Source organism: Blastococcus sp. TF02A-35 (assembly GCF_004571075.1).
In the GTDB taxonomy this organism is placed as follows: Bacteria; Actinomycetota; Actinomycetes; order Mycobacteriales; family Geodermatophilaceae; genus Blastococcus.
This window is the reverse complement of sequence record NZ_SPQP01000023.1, coordinates 46,594-62,299: the sequence shown is the minus strand read 5'-3', so window position 1 is coordinate 62,299 and position 15,706 is coordinate 46,594. Positions and strand designations below refer to the sequence as shown.

General features: G+C 69.5%; 27 protein-coding genes and 1 pseudogene. All 28 read right to left on the bottom strand.

Features of this window, described 5'->3' with window-relative positions; genetic code table 11:
* Positions 1–184: 184 nt before the first annotated feature.
* Positions 185–559, bottom strand: coding sequence for a hypothetical protein (locus E4P43_RS12455; RefSeq protein ID WP_135145777.1), 375 nt, complete (start codon positions 557–559; stop codon positions 185–187).
* Entirely contained in the window at positions 556–1,152 is a 597-nt protein-coding gene (rplQ, locus tag E4P43_RS20940; RefSeq protein ID WP_135145776.1) for a 50S ribosomal protein L17, read from the bottom strand. Before rplQ ends, E4P43_RS12455 begins: the two co-directional genes overlap by 4 nt.
* 149 nt (positions 1,153–1,301) lie before the next feature.
* Positions 1,302–2,378: a DNA-directed RNA polymerase subunit alpha gene (locus E4P43_RS12445; RefSeq protein ID WP_135145775.1), complete on the bottom strand. Its 1,077-nt coding sequence runs from the start codon at positions 2,376–2,378 to the stop codon at positions 1,302–1,304.
* Between the two features lie 136 nt (positions 2,379–2,514).
* Entirely contained in the window at positions 2,515–3,141 is a 627-nt protein-coding gene (rpsD, locus tag E4P43_RS12440) for a 30S ribosomal protein S4 (RefSeq protein ID WP_135145774.1), read from the bottom strand.
* Positions 3,142–3,176: 35 nt separating this feature from the next.
* Positions 3,177–3,584: a 30S ribosomal protein S11 gene (gene rpsK, locus E4P43_RS12435; RefSeq protein ID WP_014377968.1), complete on the bottom strand. Its 408-nt coding sequence runs from the start codon at positions 3,582–3,584 to the stop codon at positions 3,177–3,179.
* A gap of 97 nt (positions 3,585–3,681) precedes the next feature.
* Positions 3,682–4,062 (bottom strand): 30S ribosomal protein S13, encoded by a 381-nt coding sequence (gene rpsM, locus E4P43_RS12430; RefSeq protein WP_135145773.1) that lies wholly within the window; start codon positions 4,060–4,062, stop codon positions 3,682–3,684.
* Positions 4,063–4,076: 14 nt separating this feature from the next.
* Entirely contained in the window at positions 4,077–4,190 is a 114-nt protein-coding gene (rpmJ, locus tag E4P43_RS12425) for a 50S ribosomal protein L36 (RefSeq protein WP_012950458.1), read from the bottom strand.
* Between the two features lie 70 nt (positions 4,191–4,260).
* Complete coding sequence (infA, locus tag E4P43_RS12420; protein WP_012950459.1) at positions 4,261–4,482, bottom strand: translation initiation factor IF-1; 222 nt, start codon at positions 4,480–4,482, stop codon at positions 4,261–4,263.
* Between the two features lie 242 nt (positions 4,483–4,724).
* The gene (map, locus tag E4P43_RS12415; protein WP_135145772.1) at positions 4,725–5,528 is read right to left on the bottom strand and encodes a type I methionyl aminopeptidase; all 804 of its coding nucleotides are present in this window, start codon (positions 5,526–5,528) and stop codon (positions 4,725–4,727) included.
* A 93-nt stretch (positions 5,529–5,621) separates the two neighbouring features.
* Positions 5,622–6,236 carry an adenylate kinase gene (locus E4P43_RS12410; protein ID WP_135145771.1) on the bottom strand — a complete coding sequence of 205 codons (615 nt, stop codon included), beginning with the start codon at positions 6,234–6,236 and terminating at the stop codon, positions 5,622–5,624.
* Positions 6,236–7,546, bottom strand: a complete 1,311-nt coding sequence (gene secY, locus E4P43_RS12405; RefSeq protein ID WP_135145770.1) for a preprotein translocase subunit SecY — start codon at positions 7,544–7,546, stop codon at positions 6,236–6,238. Before secY ends, E4P43_RS12410 begins: the two co-directional genes overlap by 1 nt.
* Positions 7,547–7,666: 120 nt before the next feature.
* On the bottom strand, positions 7,667–8,104 hold the full coding sequence (gene rplO, locus E4P43_RS12400) for a 50S ribosomal protein L15 (RefSeq protein WP_280790999.1): 438 nt from the start codon (positions 8,102–8,104) through the stop codon (positions 7,667–7,669).
* Positions 8,105–8,122: 18 nt separating this feature from the next.
* Positions 8,123–8,302, bottom strand: a complete 180-nt coding sequence (gene rpmD, locus E4P43_RS12395) for a 50S ribosomal protein L30 (protein WP_113811322.1) — start codon at positions 8,300–8,302, stop codon at positions 8,123–8,125.
* A gap of 1 nt (position 8,303) precedes the next feature.
* Positions 8,304–8,918, bottom strand: a complete 615-nt coding sequence (gene rpsE / locus E4P43_RS12390; RefSeq protein ID WP_026857030.1) for a 30S ribosomal protein S5 — start codon at positions 8,916–8,918, stop codon at positions 8,304–8,306.
* 49 nt (positions 8,919–8,967) lie between these two features.
* A complete protein-coding gene (gene rplR, locus E4P43_RS12385; protein WP_135145768.1) occupies positions 8,968–9,375 on the bottom strand; it encodes a 50S ribosomal protein L18 in 408 nt (135 codons plus the stop codon).
* Positions 9,375–9,914 (bottom strand): 50S ribosomal protein L6, encoded by a 540-nt coding sequence (rplF, locus tag E4P43_RS12380; RefSeq protein ID WP_135145767.1) that lies wholly within the window; start codon positions 9,912–9,914, stop codon positions 9,375–9,377. The genes rplR and rplF overlap by 1 nt, the downstream gene beginning before the upstream one ends.
* 14 nt (positions 9,915–9,928) lie before the next feature.
* Positions 9,929–10,339, bottom strand: a complete 411-nt coding sequence (gene rpsH / locus E4P43_RS12375; RefSeq protein WP_135145766.1) for a 30S ribosomal protein S8 — start codon at positions 10,337–10,339, stop codon at positions 9,929–9,931.
* A 125-nt stretch (positions 10,340–10,464) separates the two neighbouring features.
* A complete protein-coding gene (locus E4P43_RS12370) occupies positions 10,465–10,650 on the bottom strand; it encodes a type Z 30S ribosomal protein S14 (protein ID WP_091981751.1) in 186 nt (61 codons plus the stop codon).
* A 19-nt stretch (positions 10,651–10,669) separates the two neighbouring features.
* On the bottom strand, positions 10,670–11,224 hold the full coding sequence (gene rplE / locus E4P43_RS12365) for a 50S ribosomal protein L5 (protein WP_205730111.1): 555 nt from the start codon (positions 11,222–11,224) through the stop codon (positions 10,670–10,672).
* 35 nt (positions 11,225–11,259) lie between these two features.
* On the bottom strand, positions 11,260–11,574 hold the full coding sequence (gene rplX, locus E4P43_RS12360) for a 50S ribosomal protein L24 (RefSeq protein WP_135145785.1): 315 nt from the start codon (positions 11,572–11,574) through the stop codon (positions 11,260–11,262).
* A gap of 35 nt (positions 11,575–11,609) precedes the next feature.
* Positions 11,610–11,978, bottom strand: a complete 369-nt coding sequence (gene rplN, locus E4P43_RS12355; RefSeq protein ID WP_091929103.1) for a 50S ribosomal protein L14 — start codon at positions 11,976–11,978, stop codon at positions 11,610–11,612.
* A 212-nt stretch (positions 11,979–12,190) separates the two neighbouring features.
* On the bottom strand, positions 12,191–12,481 hold the full coding sequence (gene rpsQ / locus E4P43_RS12350) for a 30S ribosomal protein S17 (protein WP_135145765.1): 291 nt from the start codon (positions 12,479–12,481) through the stop codon (positions 12,191–12,193).
* Positions 12,478–12,711, bottom strand: a complete 234-nt coding sequence (rpmC, locus tag E4P43_RS12345) for a 50S ribosomal protein L29 (RefSeq protein WP_135145764.1) — start codon at positions 12,709–12,711, stop codon at positions 12,478–12,480. The genes rpsQ and rpmC overlap by 4 nt, the downstream gene beginning before the upstream one ends.
* Positions 12,711–13,127, bottom strand: a complete 417-nt coding sequence (gene rplP / locus E4P43_RS12340) for a 50S ribosomal protein L16 (protein ID WP_014377986.1) — start codon at positions 13,125–13,127, stop codon at positions 12,711–12,713. The genes rpmC and rplP overlap by 1 nt, the downstream gene beginning before the upstream one ends.
* Before the next feature lie 3 nt (positions 13,128–13,130).
* Positions 13,131–14,042 (bottom strand): 30S ribosomal protein S3, encoded by a 912-nt coding sequence (gene rpsC, locus E4P43_RS12335; RefSeq protein ID WP_135145763.1) that lies wholly within the window; start codon positions 14,040–14,042, stop codon positions 13,131–13,133.
* Positions 14,043–14,158: 116 nt separating this feature from the next.
* Positions 14,159–14,506 (bottom strand): annotated as a pseudogene (gene rplV / locus E4P43_RS12330) (50S ribosomal protein L22); the annotation flags it as partial.
* A 20-nt stretch (positions 14,507–14,526) separates the two neighbouring features.
* Complete coding sequence (gene rpsS, locus E4P43_RS12325; protein WP_029340037.1) at positions 14,527–14,808, bottom strand: 30S ribosomal protein S19; 282 nt, start codon at positions 14,806–14,808, stop codon at positions 14,527–14,529.
* Between the two features lie 23 nt (positions 14,809–14,831).
* A complete protein-coding gene (rplB, locus tag E4P43_RS12320; RefSeq protein WP_135145762.1) occupies positions 14,832–15,665 on the bottom strand; it encodes a 50S ribosomal protein L2 in 834 nt (277 codons plus the stop codon).
* Positions 15,666–15,706: the final 41 nt, after the last annotated feature.

Below are 15,706 nucleotides of genomic sequence, written 5' to 3'. Positions count from 1 at the left end.
GGGTCGGCGCAGCACGGTGGCCAGCCCCCGCTCCAGCTCCTCCTGGACCGTGCGCAGGGACGGCTGGCGCGCCCACCCGTGGAAGGCGGTCCCGTCGTACTGGACCGCGAGACGAAGACGGACGAGCCCGCCACCGGCATCGGTGGCGGGCTCGTCCTGGACGTGCTGACTGGTCAGCGACGCGTCACTTCGGGTCCGGGGCGGCGTCGCCGCCCTGGTACTGCTGGCTGGCGGTCGCGGCGTCGCCGATCTCGGCGGCCTGGATCTCGGCCGCCGCGGCCGCGGCGAGCTCCGGCGAGAGAGCCGGGTCCTCGACGACGGCGACGTTCTGCCGCTCCGGCTGCGGGGTGACGTCGGAGTCGTCCTGCCGCTCGCCGTCGGGGTTGAAGACGTCGGTGACGATCTCCTGCGCCTCGTCGGTGACGCTGCCGTCGGTCACGGCCGGCGAGGTGTCGCCGCCGGGGCCGGTCGTCTCACCCTCGAACGTCGCCCCCTGGTCGCCGCCACCGGCGGAGACGCCGGCCGCACCCGCGCCCGGGACGTCCTGGGGGGAGCTCATCGCGCGTCCGTGCCCTCGGCCTCGTCGGAGGCCGTCTCGTCGGCAGCAGCCTCGGCCGGGGCCTCGGTGGCCTCGGTCTCCTCGGCGGCGGGGGCCTCGGCGCTGTCGTCGGCGGCCGGGGCCTCCTCGACGGCGTCCGCGGTGACCTCACCGGAGGCAGCGGCAGCACCGGCGCCGGAGGCGAACTGCGTGCCACGGGCGCGCTCGGCCTCGCCGACGGCCTGCTGGGCGACGGTCAGGGCCTCGACCAGCTCGATGACCGCCATGGGGGCGTTGTCGCCCTTGCGCGGACCGACCTTGGTGATGCGGGTGTAGCCACCGGGACGGTTCTCGAAGCGAGGACCGATCTCGGCGAAGAGGGTGTGGACGACGTCCTTGTCACGGATGGTGGTCATCACCTGACGACGGGCGTGCAGGTCGCCGCGCTTGGCGAAGGTGACCAGCTTCTCGGCCAGCGGGCGGAGCCGCTTCGCCTTCGCCTCGGTCGTGGTGATGCGGCCGTGCTCGAACAGCGAGGTGGCCAGGTTGGCCAGCATCAGCCGCTCGTGCGCCGGGCCGCCGCCGAGACGGGGTCCCTTGGTGGGGGTGGGCATGTCGGTCCTTCCTCAGGCGGCCGGGCGCTGCGTGCGCGGCTGCGTCGTGGTGCTGCTGTCGTCCGTGCTGCGGTGGTGCTCGCGTTCAGTGTCGCTGCCCGCGAGGCCGTGACGGACGGCGGGTGCACCCCGCCGTCCGGCACACGGCCTCAGAGCTGCTCGGTCTCCTGGTAGGAGCCCTCGTCGTACTGGGCCTGGTCGTAGCCCGCGGCGTACTCGCCGGTGCCCTGGTAGGCGTCGGTCTCGTAGCCCTCGTCGTAGCTCTCCACCGAGGTGGGGATGAACCCGGGCGGGCTGTCCTTGAGCGCGAGGCCCATGGCGGCCAGCTTCATCTTGACCTCGTCGATCGACTTGGCCCCGAAGTTCCGGATGTCGAGCAGGTCGGCCTCGGAGCGGGTGACGAGCTCACCGACGGTGTGCACGCCCTCGCGCTTGAGGCAGTTGTAGGAGCGGACGGTGAGGTCCATGTCCTCGATCGGCATCGAGAAGTTCGCGATGTCGGCGGCCTCGGCCGGGCTGGGCCCGACCTCGATGCCCTCGACGTCCACGTTCAGCTCGCGGAGCAGGCCGAACAGCTCGACCAGCGTGGAGCCGGCGGAGGCGATGGCGTCGCGCGGGGCGATCGACGGCTTGGTCTCGACGTCCACCACGAGGCGGTCGAAGTCCGTGCGCTGCTCGACACGGGTCGCCTCGACGGCGTAGGTGACCTTGAGGACCGGCGAGTAGATCGAGTCCACGGGGATGCGGCCGATCTCCTGGCCGGGCTGCTTGTTCTGCGGCGCCGGCACGTAGCCACGCCCGCGCTCGACGACCAGCTCGACCTCGAGACGGCCCTTGCCGTTCAGGGTCGCCATGTGCAGGTCGGGGTTGTGCACCTCGACACCGGCCGGCGGAGCGATGTCCGCGGCGGTGACCTCACCCGGGCCCTGCTTGCGCAGGTACATCGTCACCGGCTCGTCGGAGTCGGAGCTGACGACCAGACCCTTGAGGTTGAGGATGATCTCGGTGACGTCCTCCTTGACGCCCGGCACGGTCGTGAACTCGTGCAGGGTGCCCTCGATGCGGATGCTGGTGACAGCCGCACCGGGGATGGACGACAGCAGCGTGCGCCGCAGGGAGTTGCCGAGGGTGTAGCCGAAACCCGGCTCGAGCGGCTCGATGACGAACCGCGAGCGCTGCTCCGAGATGATCTCCTCGGTCAGCGTGGGGCGCTGTGCGATGAGCATTGCTTCTCCTTCATGTCCTCCGGCACCCGCCATATGACGCCGTGAGGGTGGTGCGGGCCCCGGCAGGCATCTGTCCGCCCGCCGGAGCCTGTCCCTGAGGGCCAGAATGGCCATTCTGGCCCTCAGGGGCGAGGTGTTACTTGGAGTAGAGCTCGACGATCAGCTGCTCCTGGACCGGCGTGTCGATGACCTGCCGGGCCGGGATGCCGTGGACCAGGACGCGCAGCTGGCTGCTGATGACCTCGAGCCACGGGGGCACGGGGCGCTCGCCGGCGCGGGCCTGGGCGACCTCGAACGGCATCATCGTGCGCGACTTCTCGGCCACCTCGATGATGTCGTTCTCGCTGACGCGGTACGACGGGATGTCGACCTTGCGGCCGTTCACCCGGATGTGGCCGTGGCGCACCAGCTGGCGGGCCATGTCGCGGGACTCGGCGAAGCCGGCCCGGTAGACCACGTTGTCCAGCCGCGACTCGAGGATCTGCAGGAGAACCTCACCGGTCTTGCCGGTCTTGCGGTTGGCCTCTTCGTAGTAGCCGCGGAACTGCTTCTCCAGCACGCCGTAGATGCGGCGGGCCTTCTGCTTCTCACGGAGCTGGAGCAGGTACTCGCTGTCCTTGCTGCGACCCCGGCCGTGCTCGCCCGGCGGGTACGGCCGGATCTCGATCGGGCACTTCGGGGACTCGCACTTGCTGCCCTTGAGGAACAGCTTCATCTTCTCGCGCCGGCACATGCGGCAGTCGGCTCCGGTGTAACGGGCCACGTCTATCTACCTCGTTCGATCTCGTCGGTGGCCGGTCAGACCCGGCGGCGCTTCTTGGGGCGGCAGCCGTTGTGCGGCTGCGGCGTGACGTCCTGGATCTGCCCGACCTCGAGGCCGGTGGCCTGGAGGGAGCGGATCGCGGTCTCGCGGCCGGAGCCGGGACCCTTCACGAAGACGTCGACCTTGCGCATGCCGTGCTCCTGCGCCTTGCGGGCCGCGTTCTCGGCGGCCATCTGGGCGGCGAAGGGGGTCGACTTGCGGGAGCCCTTGAAGCCGACGTGGCCGGCGGAGGCCCAGCTGATCACGTTCCCGTTGGGGTCGGTGATCGAGACGATCGTGTTGTTGAACGTGCTCTTGATGTGCGCAGCACCGTGAGCGACGTTCTTCTTTTCCTTGCGGCGGACCTTCTTGGCGCCGGCCGCGGCGCGAGCCCTGGGAGGCATGTGTCTGTGGGGTTCCTTCTCTTCGTGGCCTAGAGAGGCAGCACGCGTGGCGTCGTCGTTCCCCCCTCAGGGATGCGCGACGGCGCCTGGACGCGGCCTACTTCTTGCCGGCCTTCTTCTTGCCGGCGATGGTCTTGCGCGGGCCCTTGCTCGAGCGCGCGTTGGTCTTGGTGCGCTGACCGTGCACCGGGAGACCACGGCGGTGCCGCAGACCCTGGTAGCAGCCGATCTCGACCTTGCGACGGATGTCGGCCGCCACCTCGCGGCGGAGGTCACCCTCGACGCGGAAGTGCTCGTCGATGTAGTCGCGGAGCTTCAGCAGATCCTCGTCGCCGAGGTCCTTGGCGCGCAGGTCCGGGCTCACGCCCGTCGCCGCCAGGGCCTCCTTGGCGTGGTGCTTGCCGATGCCATAGATGTAGGTGAGCGCGATCTCCATCCGCTTCTCGCGGGGCAGGTCGACGCCAGCCAGTCGTGCCATGTTCAGGTACTCCCTCAGCCCTGGCGCTGCTTGTGCCGGGCGTTGTCGCAGATGACCATGACCCGGCCGTGCCGGCGGATCACCTTGCACTTGTCGCAGATCTTCTTCACCGACGGCTGGACCTTCACCGGTGCCGCCCCTCATTCCTCGAAATCGATGTGTGCCTGGAGCCTCGCGCAGCGCGCGAGCCGTCGGCTGTCACTTGTAGCGGTAGACGATGCGACCGCGCGTCAGGTCGTAGGGCGAGAGCTCCACGACCACGCGGTCCTCGGGCAGGATGCGGATGTAGTGCTGCCGCATCTTGCCGCTGATGTGGGCGAGCACCCGGTGCCCGTTCTGCAGCTCGACCCGGAACATCGCATTGGGCAGCGGCTCGACGACGCGACCCTCGACCTCGATGGCCCCGTCCTTCTTCGCCATGCCCTACACGCGCTCCTTGACTCGGTGGTACTGGATCCTCGTGCGCCCACGCCGGTACCCGGCAGGGCGCGCTCGGAGATTGCAGAACAGGTGGTGCTGACGCTCTCGCAGAGGGCGTCCCGGGTCATGCGGCCACAGCACGACGACGAGACGGCGCTAGCGCCACAGAAGATCGTACATCGACGCCACACCCGTCACCAACCCGCCCCGGTGAGGGGTGGGCTACACAGCGGGGGGCGCCCCTACTGGCGCGGGGTGACCCCGAACGGGGCGAGCCCCGCCAGGCCGCCGTCCTCCGCCGTCAGGACCCAGGGCCCCTCGGGGGTGATGGCGACGGAGTGCTCGAAGTGCGCGGCGCGCGACCCGTCCTTGGTCACGACCGTCCAGCCGTCGTCGAGCTCGGCCGTCGCCGGGTCGCCGACGGTCACCATCGGCTCGATCGCCAGCGCCATGCCCGGCACCAGCTTCGGGCCGCGCCCGGGCCGGCCGTAGTTGAGGACGTGCGGGTCCTGGTGCATCTCGGTGCCGATGCCGTGACCGCCGTAGTGGTCGACGATCCCGTACGGGTGCTCGTGCGAGCGGATCGACTCCTCGACCGCGTGGCTGATGTCGGTGAGCCGGCCCCCGGCGATCGCCCGGGCCAGCCCGGCCCACATCGAGCGTTCCGTCACCTCGAGAAGTGCGGCGTCCTCGGGCGAGGGGTCCCCCACCGTCACGGTGATCGCGGAGTCGCTGTGCCAGCCGTCGAGGACGGCGCCGCAGTCGATGGAGATGTTGTCCCCGGCGGCGAGCCGCCGCTCGCGGTTCGGGATGCCGTGGACGACCTCGTCGTTGACCGACGCGCAGATCGTGCCAGTGAAGCCGTGGTAGCCGAGGAAGTTGGGCACCGCGCCGTGGGACCGGATGTAGTCCTCGGCCACGGCGTCGAGCTCACCGGTGGTGACACCCGGGGCCACGGCCGCGCGGACCGCCTTCAGCGCGCCGGCCGTGATCAGGCCCGACGCCCGCATGAGCTCGATCTCCTGCGCCGTCTTGATCTGGATCATGCGTCCACTCCACTTCGCGATCAGCGGGAGACGACCGAGGATCCCTGTCGCCATCAGCCCCGCCGCCCCTCCACGGGCCCGAGGGCCGGCTGCTCAGAGCGCAGCCGGCTGCCCCGCATCGCCGTCACCGTCCACGCCCAGGGCCTGCATCGCCCGGGCGGTGACCTCCTCGACGGAACCGATCGCGTCGATCCGCGCCAGCAGGCCTTCACCCTCGTAGAACCCGGCCACCGGAGCGGTCTGTTCCCGGTACACGTTCAGCCGGTGCCGGACGGTCTCGGGCTTGTCGTCGTCCCGCTGGACCTCCTTGCCGTCCACGATCATGCGACGGCCGGACAGGCGGCGGACCAGCTCGTCCTCGTCCACGACGAGCTCGAGCACGCTATCCAGCTTCTGGCCCAGGTCCGTGAGCGAGTCACGGAGCTGCTCGGCCTGCGGGATGCTCCGCGGGAACCCGTCGAGCAGGAAGCCGGACTCGGCGTCCGGCTCGGCCAGCCGGTCCTTGACCATGGCGACGGTGATCTCGTCGGGGACGAGGTTGCCGGCGTCCAGGTAGGTCTTGACCTGCTTGCCGAGCTCGGTCTGCCCGCTGACGTTCGCGCGGAAGATGTCGCCCGTCGAGATCGCCGGGACGCCGAGCTTGCCGGCGATGATCTGAGCCTGGGTGCCCTTGCCCGCTCCGGGAGGGCCCAGGAGGACGATGCGCACTACTTCAGGAACCCTTCGTAGTTGCGCTGGTTCAGCTGCGTCTCGATCTGCTTCACAGTCTCCAACCCCACTCCGACCATGATCAGGACCGCGGTCCCACCGAACGGGAAGTTCTGGTTCTGCCCCGGCTGCGTCAGCGACAGGAACAGGTTGGGCAGGACGGCGACCAGGCCCAGGTAGATCGACCCCGGCAGGGTGATCCGGGACAGCACGTACTGCAGGTACTCGGCGGTCGGCCGGCCGGGGCGGATGCCGGGGATGAAGCCGCCGTAGCGCTTCATGTCGTCGGCCCGCTCCTCGGGGTTGAACGTGATCGACACGTAGAAGTACGTGAAGAACACGATCAGCGCGAAGTAGAGCGCCACGTGGACCGGGCTGCTCTGGTCGATGATGTGGTTCTCGAAGAACCGCCGCACCGCGCCGGTCTCGTTGCCCTGGAGCTGGGTGATCAGCTGCGGGAGGTAGAGCAGCGACGAGGCGAAGATGACCGGGATGACGCCGGCCTGGTTCACCTTGAGCGGCAGGTAGGTCGAGGTACCGCCGTACATGCGGCGGCCGACCATGCGCTTGGCGTACTGGACCGGGATGCGGCGCTGCGCCTGCTCGACGTAGACGACCGTCCCGATGATCACGACCGCGATGACGCAGACGACGGCGAACACCAGGCCACCGCGCGACTGCAGGATGGCGCCGCCCTCGGCGGGGACCCGGGCCGCGATCGAGGTGAAGATCAGCACGGACATGCCGTTGCCGATCCCCTTCTCGGTCAGCAGCTCGCCCAGCCACATGATCAGCGCGGTGCCCGCCGTCAGGGCGACGACGAGGATGACCGTCGACCAGACCGAGCTCGACGGGATGATCGACTCGCTGCAGTTCGGGAAGAGCTGGCCGCTGCGCGCCAGGGCGATGATGCCGGTGCTCTGCAGGATGGCCAGGGCGATCGTCAGGTAGCGGGTGTACTGGGTCAGCTTGGCCTGACCCGACTGCCCTTCCTTCTTCAGCGTCTCGAACCGCGGGATGACCACCACCAGCAGCTGCACGATGATGCTCGCGGTGATGTACGGCATGATGCCGAGCGCGAAGACGGAGAGCTTCAGCAGCGCGCCACCGGAGAACAGGTTGACCAGGGAGTAGATGTCCCGCTGGTCGGAGGCCTGCGCCTGCTCGAGGCAGCTGTTGATGGCCTCCACCGAGACACCGGGTCCGGGCACCTGGGCGCCCAGCCGGTAGACGGCGATGATCGCCAGGGAGAACAGCAGCTTGCGCCGGAGGTCTGGCGTCCGGAACGCCGCGGCGAACGCCTGCAGCACGTGCCCTCCCCTGATCGGTCGAGTGAGGTTAGCAATCGGCCCGCCCCGCGATCGCGCAGGGCGGGCCGGAGTCCCCGCTGCCCCCTGCTGTCCAGGACAGCAGGGGGCAGCGGTTCTACATCAGATGCGGGTGGTGCTGCCCCCGGCCGCGCCGATCTTCTCGGCGGCGGACGAGGAGAAGGCGTGCGCCTGGACGTCGACCTTCACGCCACCGAGCTCGCCGGTGCCGAGCACCTTGACCGGGTGGCCGCGACGGACCGCGCCGGCCTCCGCCAGGGTGTCCGGGTTGACCGCACCACCCTGCGGGAAGAGGGCGGCGATGCGGTCCAGGTTGACGACCTGGAAGACGACCTTGTTCGGGTTCTTGAAGCCCGAGAGCTTGGGCAGCCGCATGTGCAGCGGGGTCTGCCCACCCTCGAACCGCGCGTGGGTGTTGCCGCGCGCGCCGGTGCCCTTGGTACCGCGACCGGCCGTCTTGCCCTTGGAGCCCTCACCGCGACCCACGCGGGTCTTGGCGGTGTGGGCACCCGGGGCCGGGCGCAGGTGGTGGACCTTCAGAGTCATAGCGAGTCTTCCTCAGACCTCTTCGACGGTGACCAGGTGCGGCACCGTTGCGACCATCCCGCGGATCTCGGGACGGTCCTCCTGGACGACCGAGTCGTTGATCCGCTTCAGGCCCAGGGAACGCAGCGTCTGGCGCTGGTTGGGCTTGGTGCCGATCGCCGACTTGATCTGGGTGACCTTCAGCTGCGCCATGTCAGACCCCCTGACCCGCGCGGGCACGCAGCATGGCGGCCGGGGCGACGTCCTCGAGCGGCAGACCACGGCGAGCCGCGATCTCCTCGGGGCGGACGAGGTCCTTCAGCGCCTGCATGGTCGCGTGGACGATGTTGATCGGGTTCGACGAGCCGAGGCTCTTCGAGAGCACGTCGTGGATGCCGGCGCACTCGAGGACGGCGCGCACCGGACCACCGGCGATGACACCGGTACCCGGGCTGGCCGGCTTGAGGAGCACGACACCGGCAGCCGCCTCGCCCTGCACCGGGTGCGGGATCGTGCTGGCGATGCGAGGCACCTTGTAGAAGTGCTTCTTGGCCTCCTCGACGCCCTTGGCGATCGCCGCGGGCACCTCCTTGGCCTTGCCGTAGCCGACGCCCACGGTGCCGTCACCGTCGCCCACGATCACCAGGGCGGTGAAGCTGAAGCGCCGACCACCCTTGACGACCTTGGACACGCGGTTGATGGCGACCACGCGCTCGATGTAGTTGCTCTTCTCGGCGGGAGCGCCTCCGGGGCCCCGCCCGCCGTCACGACGGTCGCGGCGGTCGTTACCGCCGCCGGCGCCGCCGCCGCGTCGCTGTGGTCCTGGCATCAGACGTCCCTCTCGATCTGCTCGCTCGTGCTGGTGGGGTGGGTGGTCATCAGAAGTCCAGCCCACCCTCGCGGGCACCGTCGGCCAGAGCGGCGATGCGCCCGGCGTAACGGTTGCCACCGCGGTCGAAGACGACCGCCGCGATGCCGGCGGCCTTGGCGCGCTCGGCGATCAGGGCACCCACCTGGCGGGCCAGGGCGGACTTGTCGCCCTCGGCGCCGCGCAGGCTGGCGTCCATCGTCGAGGCGCTGGCCACGGTGCGACCGACGGTGTCGTCGATCAGCTGCACGTGGATGTGCCGCGAGCTGCGCTTGACCGCCAGGCGCGGACGCTCCGGCGTACCGGAGACCCGCTTGCGCAGCCGGTTGTGGCGACGCAGCCGCGAGGTGCGGCGCGCCGTGCTGACGTCCGTGCCCACGGGCTTGTGGACCCGAACGGCCTTCTCTGCCTGAGCCATCACTTACCCGTCTTCCCGACCTTGCGCTTGATGACCTCGCCCTGGTACCGCACGCCCTTGCCCTTGTACGGGTCGGGCTTGCGGATCTTGCGGATCTTGGCTGCGACCTCGCCGACCAGCTGCTTGTCGATGCCGCTGACCCGCAGGCGGGTCGGGGACTCGACGGCGAAGGTGATGCCCTCGGGCGCCTTCACGGGAACCGGGTGGCTGAAGCCCAGGGCGAACTCGAGGTCCGAGCCACGCGCCTGGACGCGGTAGCCGACGCCGACGATCTCGAGGGTCTTGGTGTAGCCCTCGGTGACGCCGGTGATCATGTTGGCGATCAGAGTCCGCGAGAGCCCGTGCAGGGCGCGGTTCTGCCGCTCGTCGTTGGGGCGCTGCACCCGCAGCGTGCCGTCCTCGTCGCGCTCGACGGTGATCGGGGCCGCGACGGTGTGGCTCAGGGTGCCCTTGGGGCCCTTCACGTTGACCGTCTGGCCGTCGATGGCGACGTCCACACCACTGGGCACGGCGATCGGGAGTCGTCCGATCCGTGACATTGTCGTTCGCTCCCTTACCAGACGTAGGCGAGGACTTCCCCACCCACGCCCTTCTTGTTCGCCTGCTTGTCGGTCAGCAGCCCGGTCGACGTCGAGATGATCGCGACACCGAGCCCACCGAGGACCTTGGGCAGCGAGTTGGACTTCGCGTACACGCGCAGACCGGGCTTGGAGACGCGCCGGACACCGGCGATGCTCCGCTCGCGGTTCGGGCCGTACTTCAGGTCGATCTGCAGCTGCTTGAAGGTGGAGCCGTCCTTCTCGACGTCCGTCACCTTCCAGCCGGCGATGTAGCCCTCCTGCTGGAGGATCTCGGCGATGTGCGTCTTCAGCTTGGAAGACGGCATGACCGCGGCGTCGTGGTACGCCTGGTTGGCGTTACGCAGACGCGTGAGCATGTCCGCGATCGGGTCGGTCATCGTCATGTCGGGTGTTGCCTCTCTCGCCGCGGTTCCTCATGCGCCGGGTCTCGGGGACTTGGCGCGCGGGCCTCTCGGCGATCGGTGGTGCCTGGGTGGTCAGTGGCCCGGGTGGGCCGGAGTCGTGCTGGTTACCAGGACGACTTCTTCACGCCGGGGAGCTCCCCGGCGTGCGCCATCTCCCGCAGGCAGATCCGGCACAGGCCGAACTTGCGGAAGACCGAGTGCGGGCGACCGCACCGCTGGCAGCGGGTGTAACCGCGGACCGCGAACTTCGGCTTGCGGGCCGCCTTGTTGATCAGAGCCTTCTTGGCCATCTGTCTCTCCTGCCCCGGCTCAGCGGGTCGTGTTCACGACGGTCAGGCCGGCGAAGGGGAAGCCGAGCTGGCGGAGCAGCTCGCGACCCTCCTCGTCGGTCGTGGCGGTGGTGACCAGCGTGATGTCCATACCGCGCGGCCGGTCGATCTTGTCGACGTCGATCTCGCGGAACATCGACTGCTCGGTCAGGCCGAACGTGTAGTTGCCGTGGCCGTCGAACTGCTTGGCGTTCAGGCCGCGGAAGTCGCGGATGCGCGGCAGGGCCAGGGCCAGCAGGCGGTCGAGGAACTCCCACATGCGGTCGCCGCGGAGGGTGACCTTCGCGCCGATCGGCATGCCCTCGCGCAGCTTGAACTGCGCGATGGACTTCCGGGCGCGGACGACGGCCGGCTTCTGGCCGGTGATGGCGGTGAGGTCGCGGACCGCGCCGTCCATCAGCTTCGCGTCGCGGGTGGCCTCGCCGACGCCCATGTTGACCACGATCTTGGTCAGACGCGGGATCTGCATGACGTTGTCGTAGCCGAACTCCTGCTGGAGGGCCGGCACGATGGCCTCGCGGTAGTGGGCGAGCATGCGGGGCAGCTCACGGGTGGGTGCGCTCATGGTGATCAGAGGTCCTTACCGGTGCGCCGCGAGACCCGGATGTTGCGGCCTTCTTCGTCCTTGCGGTAGCCGACCCGGGTCGGCTTCTCCTCGGAGTCGATGACCATCACGTTGCTCACGTGGATGCGAGCCTCCTGCGTGACGATCCCGCCCTGCTGGGCACCGCGCTGGTTGGAGCTGATCCGGGTGTGCTTCTTCACCCGGCCCACGCCCTCGACGAGGACCTTCTGGTCCTTCGGGTAGGCGGCGATGACGCGGCCCTTCGCACCCTTGTCCTTGCCGGACAGCACGAGGACGGTGTCGCCCTTCTTGACCTTCATCGACGGGGTCTTCCCGCTGGCTGCCTGAGCCATGATCACAGCACCTCCGGAGCGAGCGAGATGATCCGCATGAAGCGCTTGTCGCGGAGCTCACGGCCCACGGGGCCGAAGATGCGCGTGCCGCGCGGGTCGCCGCTGTCGCGGATGATGACCGCGGCGTTCTCGTCGAAGCGGATGTAGGAACCGTCCGGACGACGGCGCTCCTTCACCGTGCGGACGACGACGGCCTTGACCACGTCGCCCTTCTTCACGCCGGCGCCGGGCAGCGCGTCCTTGACGGTGCCGACGATGACGTCACCGATGCCCGCGTAGCGTCGCCCGGAGCCGCCGAGCACCCGGATGCAGAGGATCTCCTTCGCACCGGTGTTGTCGGCGACTCGCAGCCGCGACTCCTGCTGGATCACGTCCTACTCCCAAAACTTGTGGTGACAGCCGGGCCGAGACGGTGAACCGGCTGTCCGGGACCCGCGTGCGGACGCACCGGCGGCTGAGCCGCCGGTGCGTCCGAAGCACGGGAACCGGGATGCGGCGCGCCCGAGGGCGTGCCAGTGGTCCAGCGTACTCGTTGCTGCTGGACCGCCGTACCGCGGCCCCGGAGGACCGCTTGGTGCAGGTGTTACTTGGCCTTCTCGATGACCTGCACGAGCCGCCACCGCTTGGTGGCCGACGTCGGGCGGGTCTCCATGATCTGCACGCGGTCGCCGATGCCGGCGACGCCCTGCTCGTCATGCGCCTTGAGCTTGCTGGTCCGGCGGATGACCTTGCCGTAGAGCCCGTGCTTCACGCGGTCCTCGACCTCGACGACGATGGTCTTCTCCATCTTGTCGCTGACGACGAGGCCCTCACGGACCTTGCGGTAGCCCCGGCCGGCCAGGCCGGGCCCGGTCGACTGCTGGGTCTCGCTCATGCCACACCCTCGTTCGGGGCGACCGAGAGACCCAGCTCGCGCTCGCGCATGATCGTGTAGATCCGGGCGATGTCGCGGCGGACGGTCTGCAGTCGCCGGTTGTTGTCCAGCTGGCCGGTGGCCGACTGGAACCGCAGGTTGAACAGTTCTTCCTTGGACTCGCGCAGCCGCGAGGCGAGCTCGTCAGCCGAAAGCTCGCGCAGCTCGGGAGCGGTCAGACCGGCGGCCATCACACTTCTCCTTCACGCGTGATGAAGCGGCACTTCATCGGCAGCTTGTGGATCGCGCGGCGCATGGCCTCGCGGGCCACGGGCTCGGCGACACCGGACAGCTCGAACAGCACGCGGCCGGGCTTGACGTTGGCCACCCACCACTCGGGCGAACCCTTACCGGAACCCATGCGGGTCTCGGCGGGCTTCTTGGTGAGGGGACGGTCGGGGTAGATCGAGATCCACACCTTGCCGCCACGACGGATGTGACGGGTCATGGCGATACGAGCGGACTCGATCTGCCGGTTCGTCACGTACGCCGGCTCGAGGGCCTGGATGGCGTACTCGCCGAAGTTGATCTCGGTGCCGCCCTTGGCCCGGCCGGAACGGCTCGGGTGGTGCTGCTTGCGGTGCTTGACGCGTCGTGGGATGAGCATGGCTCAGCTCTCCGTGTTCTCGGTCGTCGCCTCGGCGGCGGCCGTACCCTGCGGGCCGGCGGCCTCGGCGACGGTCTGCTCGGGCGCGACCTCGCCGGAGGTCTGCGCGACGACCGCCTCGGTGGTGTCGACGACCGGCCCGGTCGTGGACTCCGCGGCGGCGCGGCCGGCCTCGGTGCCACCGGCGGTGGTGCCGGAGGAGCCGGAGCGACGCTGCGGACGCTGGGCGCGCTCACGGCGCTGCTGACGCTGGGCGAGGGCCTCGAGGGCCTCCCGCTCGGCGCGCGAGCCGCTGACGTCGCCCTTGTAGATCCACACCTTGACGCCGATGCGACCGAAGGTCGTGCGGGCCTCGTAGATGCCGTAGTCGATGTTCGCGCGGAGCGTGTGCAGGGGCACGCGACCCTCGCGGTAGAACTCCGAGCGGCTCATCTCGGTGCCGCCGAGGCGACCGGAGCACTGCACCCGGATGCCCTTGACCTGCGGGCTGCGCTGGGCCGACTGCATGGCCTTGCGCATGGCACGACGGAAGCTGACCCGGCTGGAGAGCTGCTCGGCGACGCCCTGGGCGACCAGCTGCGCGTCCGACTCGGGGTTCTTGACCTCGAGGATGTTCAGCTGCACCTGCTTGCCGGTGAGCTTCTCCAGCTCGCCGCGGATGCGGTCGGCCTCGGCACCGCGACGGCCGATGACGATGCCCGGCCGGGCGGTGTGGATGTCGACGCGGACCCGGTCACGGGTGCGCTCGATCTCCACCTTGGAGATGCCGGCCCGCTCCATGCCCTTGGACATGAGCTTGCGGATCGCGACGTCTTCCTTGACGTAGTCCTTGTACAGCTTGTCCGCGTACCACCGGGACTTGTAGTCGGTGGTGATCCCGAGTCGGAACCCGTGCGGGTTGACCTTCTGACCCACTAGCGGGTCCCTCCCCTCGTGTTGTTCGTCTGCTGCGTGGCCGGGCCCGACATGCCGGTGTCCCGACGCGCCTTGCGCGACTTCTGCGCGAGGACGTCGCTGGTGGCGACCTCGCTGACCTCGACGGTGATGTGGCTGGTCCGCTTGTTGATGCGGAACGCCCGGCCCTGCGCACGCGGACGGATCCGCTTCAGCGTGGGGCCCTCGTCGACGTAGGCGGCGCTGACCACGAGTGCAGCGGGGTCCAGCTGCAGGTTGTGCTCGGCGTTGGCCACCGCGCTGGCGACGACCTTGGCGACCGGCTCACTGGCCGACTGCGGCGCGAAGCGCAGCAGGGCCAGGGCCTCGTCGGTGGGCAGGTAGCGGATCAGGTCCACCACCCGGCGGGCCTTCATGGGGGTCACGCGGACGAACCGGGCCGTAGCCCGGGCGACCGGCGCCTCCTGTCCCAACTGGGAAGTCATCTGAATCTCTCTCTACCTGGTCAGCCCCGCCGCGAGCGGCGGTCATCCTTGATGTGCCCACGGAAGGTGCGCGTGGGGGCGAACTCGCCGAGCTTGTGCCCGACCATCGCCTCGGTCACGAACACCGGGACGTGCTTGCGGCCGTCGTGCACCGCGAGGGTGTGACCCAGCATGTCCGGGATGATCGTCGAACGACGCGACCAGGTGCGGATCACGTTCTTGGTGCCCTTTTCGTTCTGAGCGTCCACCTTCTTGAGCAGGTGGTCGTCGACGAACGGGCCCTTCTTCAGGCTGCGTGGCATCTCTGTCGGACTCCTCTTCCCGCTCAGCGCTTCTTGTTGGCGCGCCGGCGGCGCACGATCAGGGCGTCACTGGCCTTCCGCTTGCGCGTCCGGCCCTCGGGCTTGCCGTTCGGGTTCACCGGGTGACGACCACCGGAGGTCTTGCCCTCACCACCACCGTGCGGGTGGTCGACCGGGTTCATGGCGACACCGCGGACGGTCGGGCGCTTGCCCTTCCACCGCATGCGGCCGGCCTTGCCCCAGTTGATGTTCGACTGCTCGGCGTTCCCCACCTCGCCGACGGAGGCGCGGCAGCGCACGTCGACGTTGCGGATCTCCCCCGAGGGCATGCGGAGCTGCGCGAAGCGACCCTCACGGGCGACCAGCTGGACGCTGGTGCCCGCGGAACGGGCGATCTTCGCGCCGCCACCCGGACGGAGCTCGATGGCATGAACCACCGTGCCCACCGGGATGTTCCGCAGCGGCAGGTTGTTGCCCGGCTTGATGTCGGCCGCGGGGCCGCACTCCACCGTGTCGCCCTGCTTCAGGCGGGCCGGCGCGATGATGTAGCGCTTCTCGCCGTCGGCGTAGTGCAGCAGCGCGATGCGCGACGTGCGGTTGGGGTCGTACTCGATGTGCGCGACCTTGGCCGGCACGCCGTCCTTGTCGGCACGACGGAAGTCGATCACCCGGTACGCGCGCTTGTGACCACCGCCCTGGTGGCGAGCGGTGACCTTCCCGTGCACGTTGCGCCCGCCACGACCGTGCAGCGGTCGGACCAGCGACTTCTCGGGGTGGTCGCGGGTGACCTCGGCGAAGTCGGCGACGCTGGAGCCGCGGCGGCCCGGCGTCGTCGGCTTGTACTTGCGGATAGCCATTGCTGACTCAGTCCCTGTCTTCTATCTCTGGTCCGTGAGGT

Coding starts and splice junctions, on each gene's coding strand:
- E4P43_RS12455 (WP_135145777.1), bottom strand. CDS start 559: ATGAGCTCCCCCCAGGACGTCCCGGGCGCGGGTGCGGCCGGCGTCTCC.
- rplQ (WP_135145776.1), bottom strand. CDS start 1,152: ATGCCCACCCCCACCAAGGGACCCCGTCTCGGCGGCGGCCCGGCGCAC.
- E4P43_RS12445 (WP_135145775.1), bottom strand. CDS start 2,378: ATGCTCATCGCACAGCGCCCCACGCTGACCGAGGAGATCATCTCGGAG.
- rpsK (WP_014377968.1), bottom strand. CDS start 3,584: ATGCCTCCCAGGGCTCGCGCCGCGGCCGGCGCCAAGAAGGTCCGCCGC.
- rpsM (WP_135145773.1), bottom strand. CDS start 4,062: ATGGCACGACTGGCTGGCGTCGACCTGCCCCGCGAGAAGCGGATGGAG.
- infA (WP_012950459.1), bottom strand. CDS start 4,482: ATGGCGAAGAAGGACGGGGCCATCGAGGTCGAGGGTCGCGTCGTCGAG.
- map (WP_135145772.1), bottom strand. CDS start 5,528: ATGATCCAGATCAAGACGGCGCAGGAGATCGAGCTCATGCGGGCGTCG.
- rpmD (WP_113811322.1), bottom strand. CDS start 8,302: ATGGCGCAGCTGAAGGTCACCCAGATCAAGTCGGCGATCGGCACCAAG.
- rpsE (WP_026857030.1), bottom strand. CDS start 8,918: ATGCCAGGACCACAGCGACGCGGCGGCGGCGCCGGCGGCGGTAACGAC.
- rplR (WP_135145768.1), bottom strand. CDS start 9,375: ATGGCTCAGGCAGAGAAGGCCGTTCGGGTCCACAAGCCCGTGGGCACG.
- rplF (WP_135145767.1), bottom strand. CDS start 9,914: ATGTCACGGATCGGACGACTCCCGATCGCCGTGCCCAGTGGTGTGGAC.
- rpsH (WP_135145766.1), bottom strand. CDS start 10,339: ATGACGATGACCGACCCGATCGCGGACATGCTCACGCGTCTGCGTAAC.
- E4P43_RS12370 (WP_091981751.1), bottom strand. CDS start 10,650: ATGGCCAAGAAGGCTCTGATCAACAAGGCGGCCCGCAAGCCGAAGTTC.
- rplE (WP_205730111.1), bottom strand. CDS start 11,224: ATGCTCGCCCACTACCGCGAGGCCATCGTGCCGGCCCTCCAGCAGGAG.
- rplX (WP_135145785.1), bottom strand. CDS start 11,574: ATGAAGGTCAAGAAGGGCGACACCGTCCTCGTGCTGTCCGGCAAGGAC.
- rpsQ (WP_135145765.1), bottom strand. CDS start 12,481: ATGAGCGAGACCCAGCAGTCGACCGGGCCCGGCCTGGCCGGCCGGGGC.
- rpmC (WP_135145764.1), bottom strand. CDS start 12,711: ATGGCCGCCGGTCTGACCGCTCCCGAGCTGCGCGAGCTTTCGGCTGAC.
- rplP (WP_014377986.1), bottom strand. CDS start 13,127: ATGCTCATCCCACGACGCGTCAAGCACCGCAAGCAGCACCACCCGAGC.
- rpsS (WP_029340037.1), bottom strand. CDS start 14,808: ATGCCACGCAGCCTGAAGAAGGGCCCGTTCGTCGACGACCACCTGCTC.
- rplB (WP_135145762.1), bottom strand. CDS start 15,665: ATGGCTATCCGCAAGTACAAGCCGACGACGCCGGGCCGCCGCGGCTCC.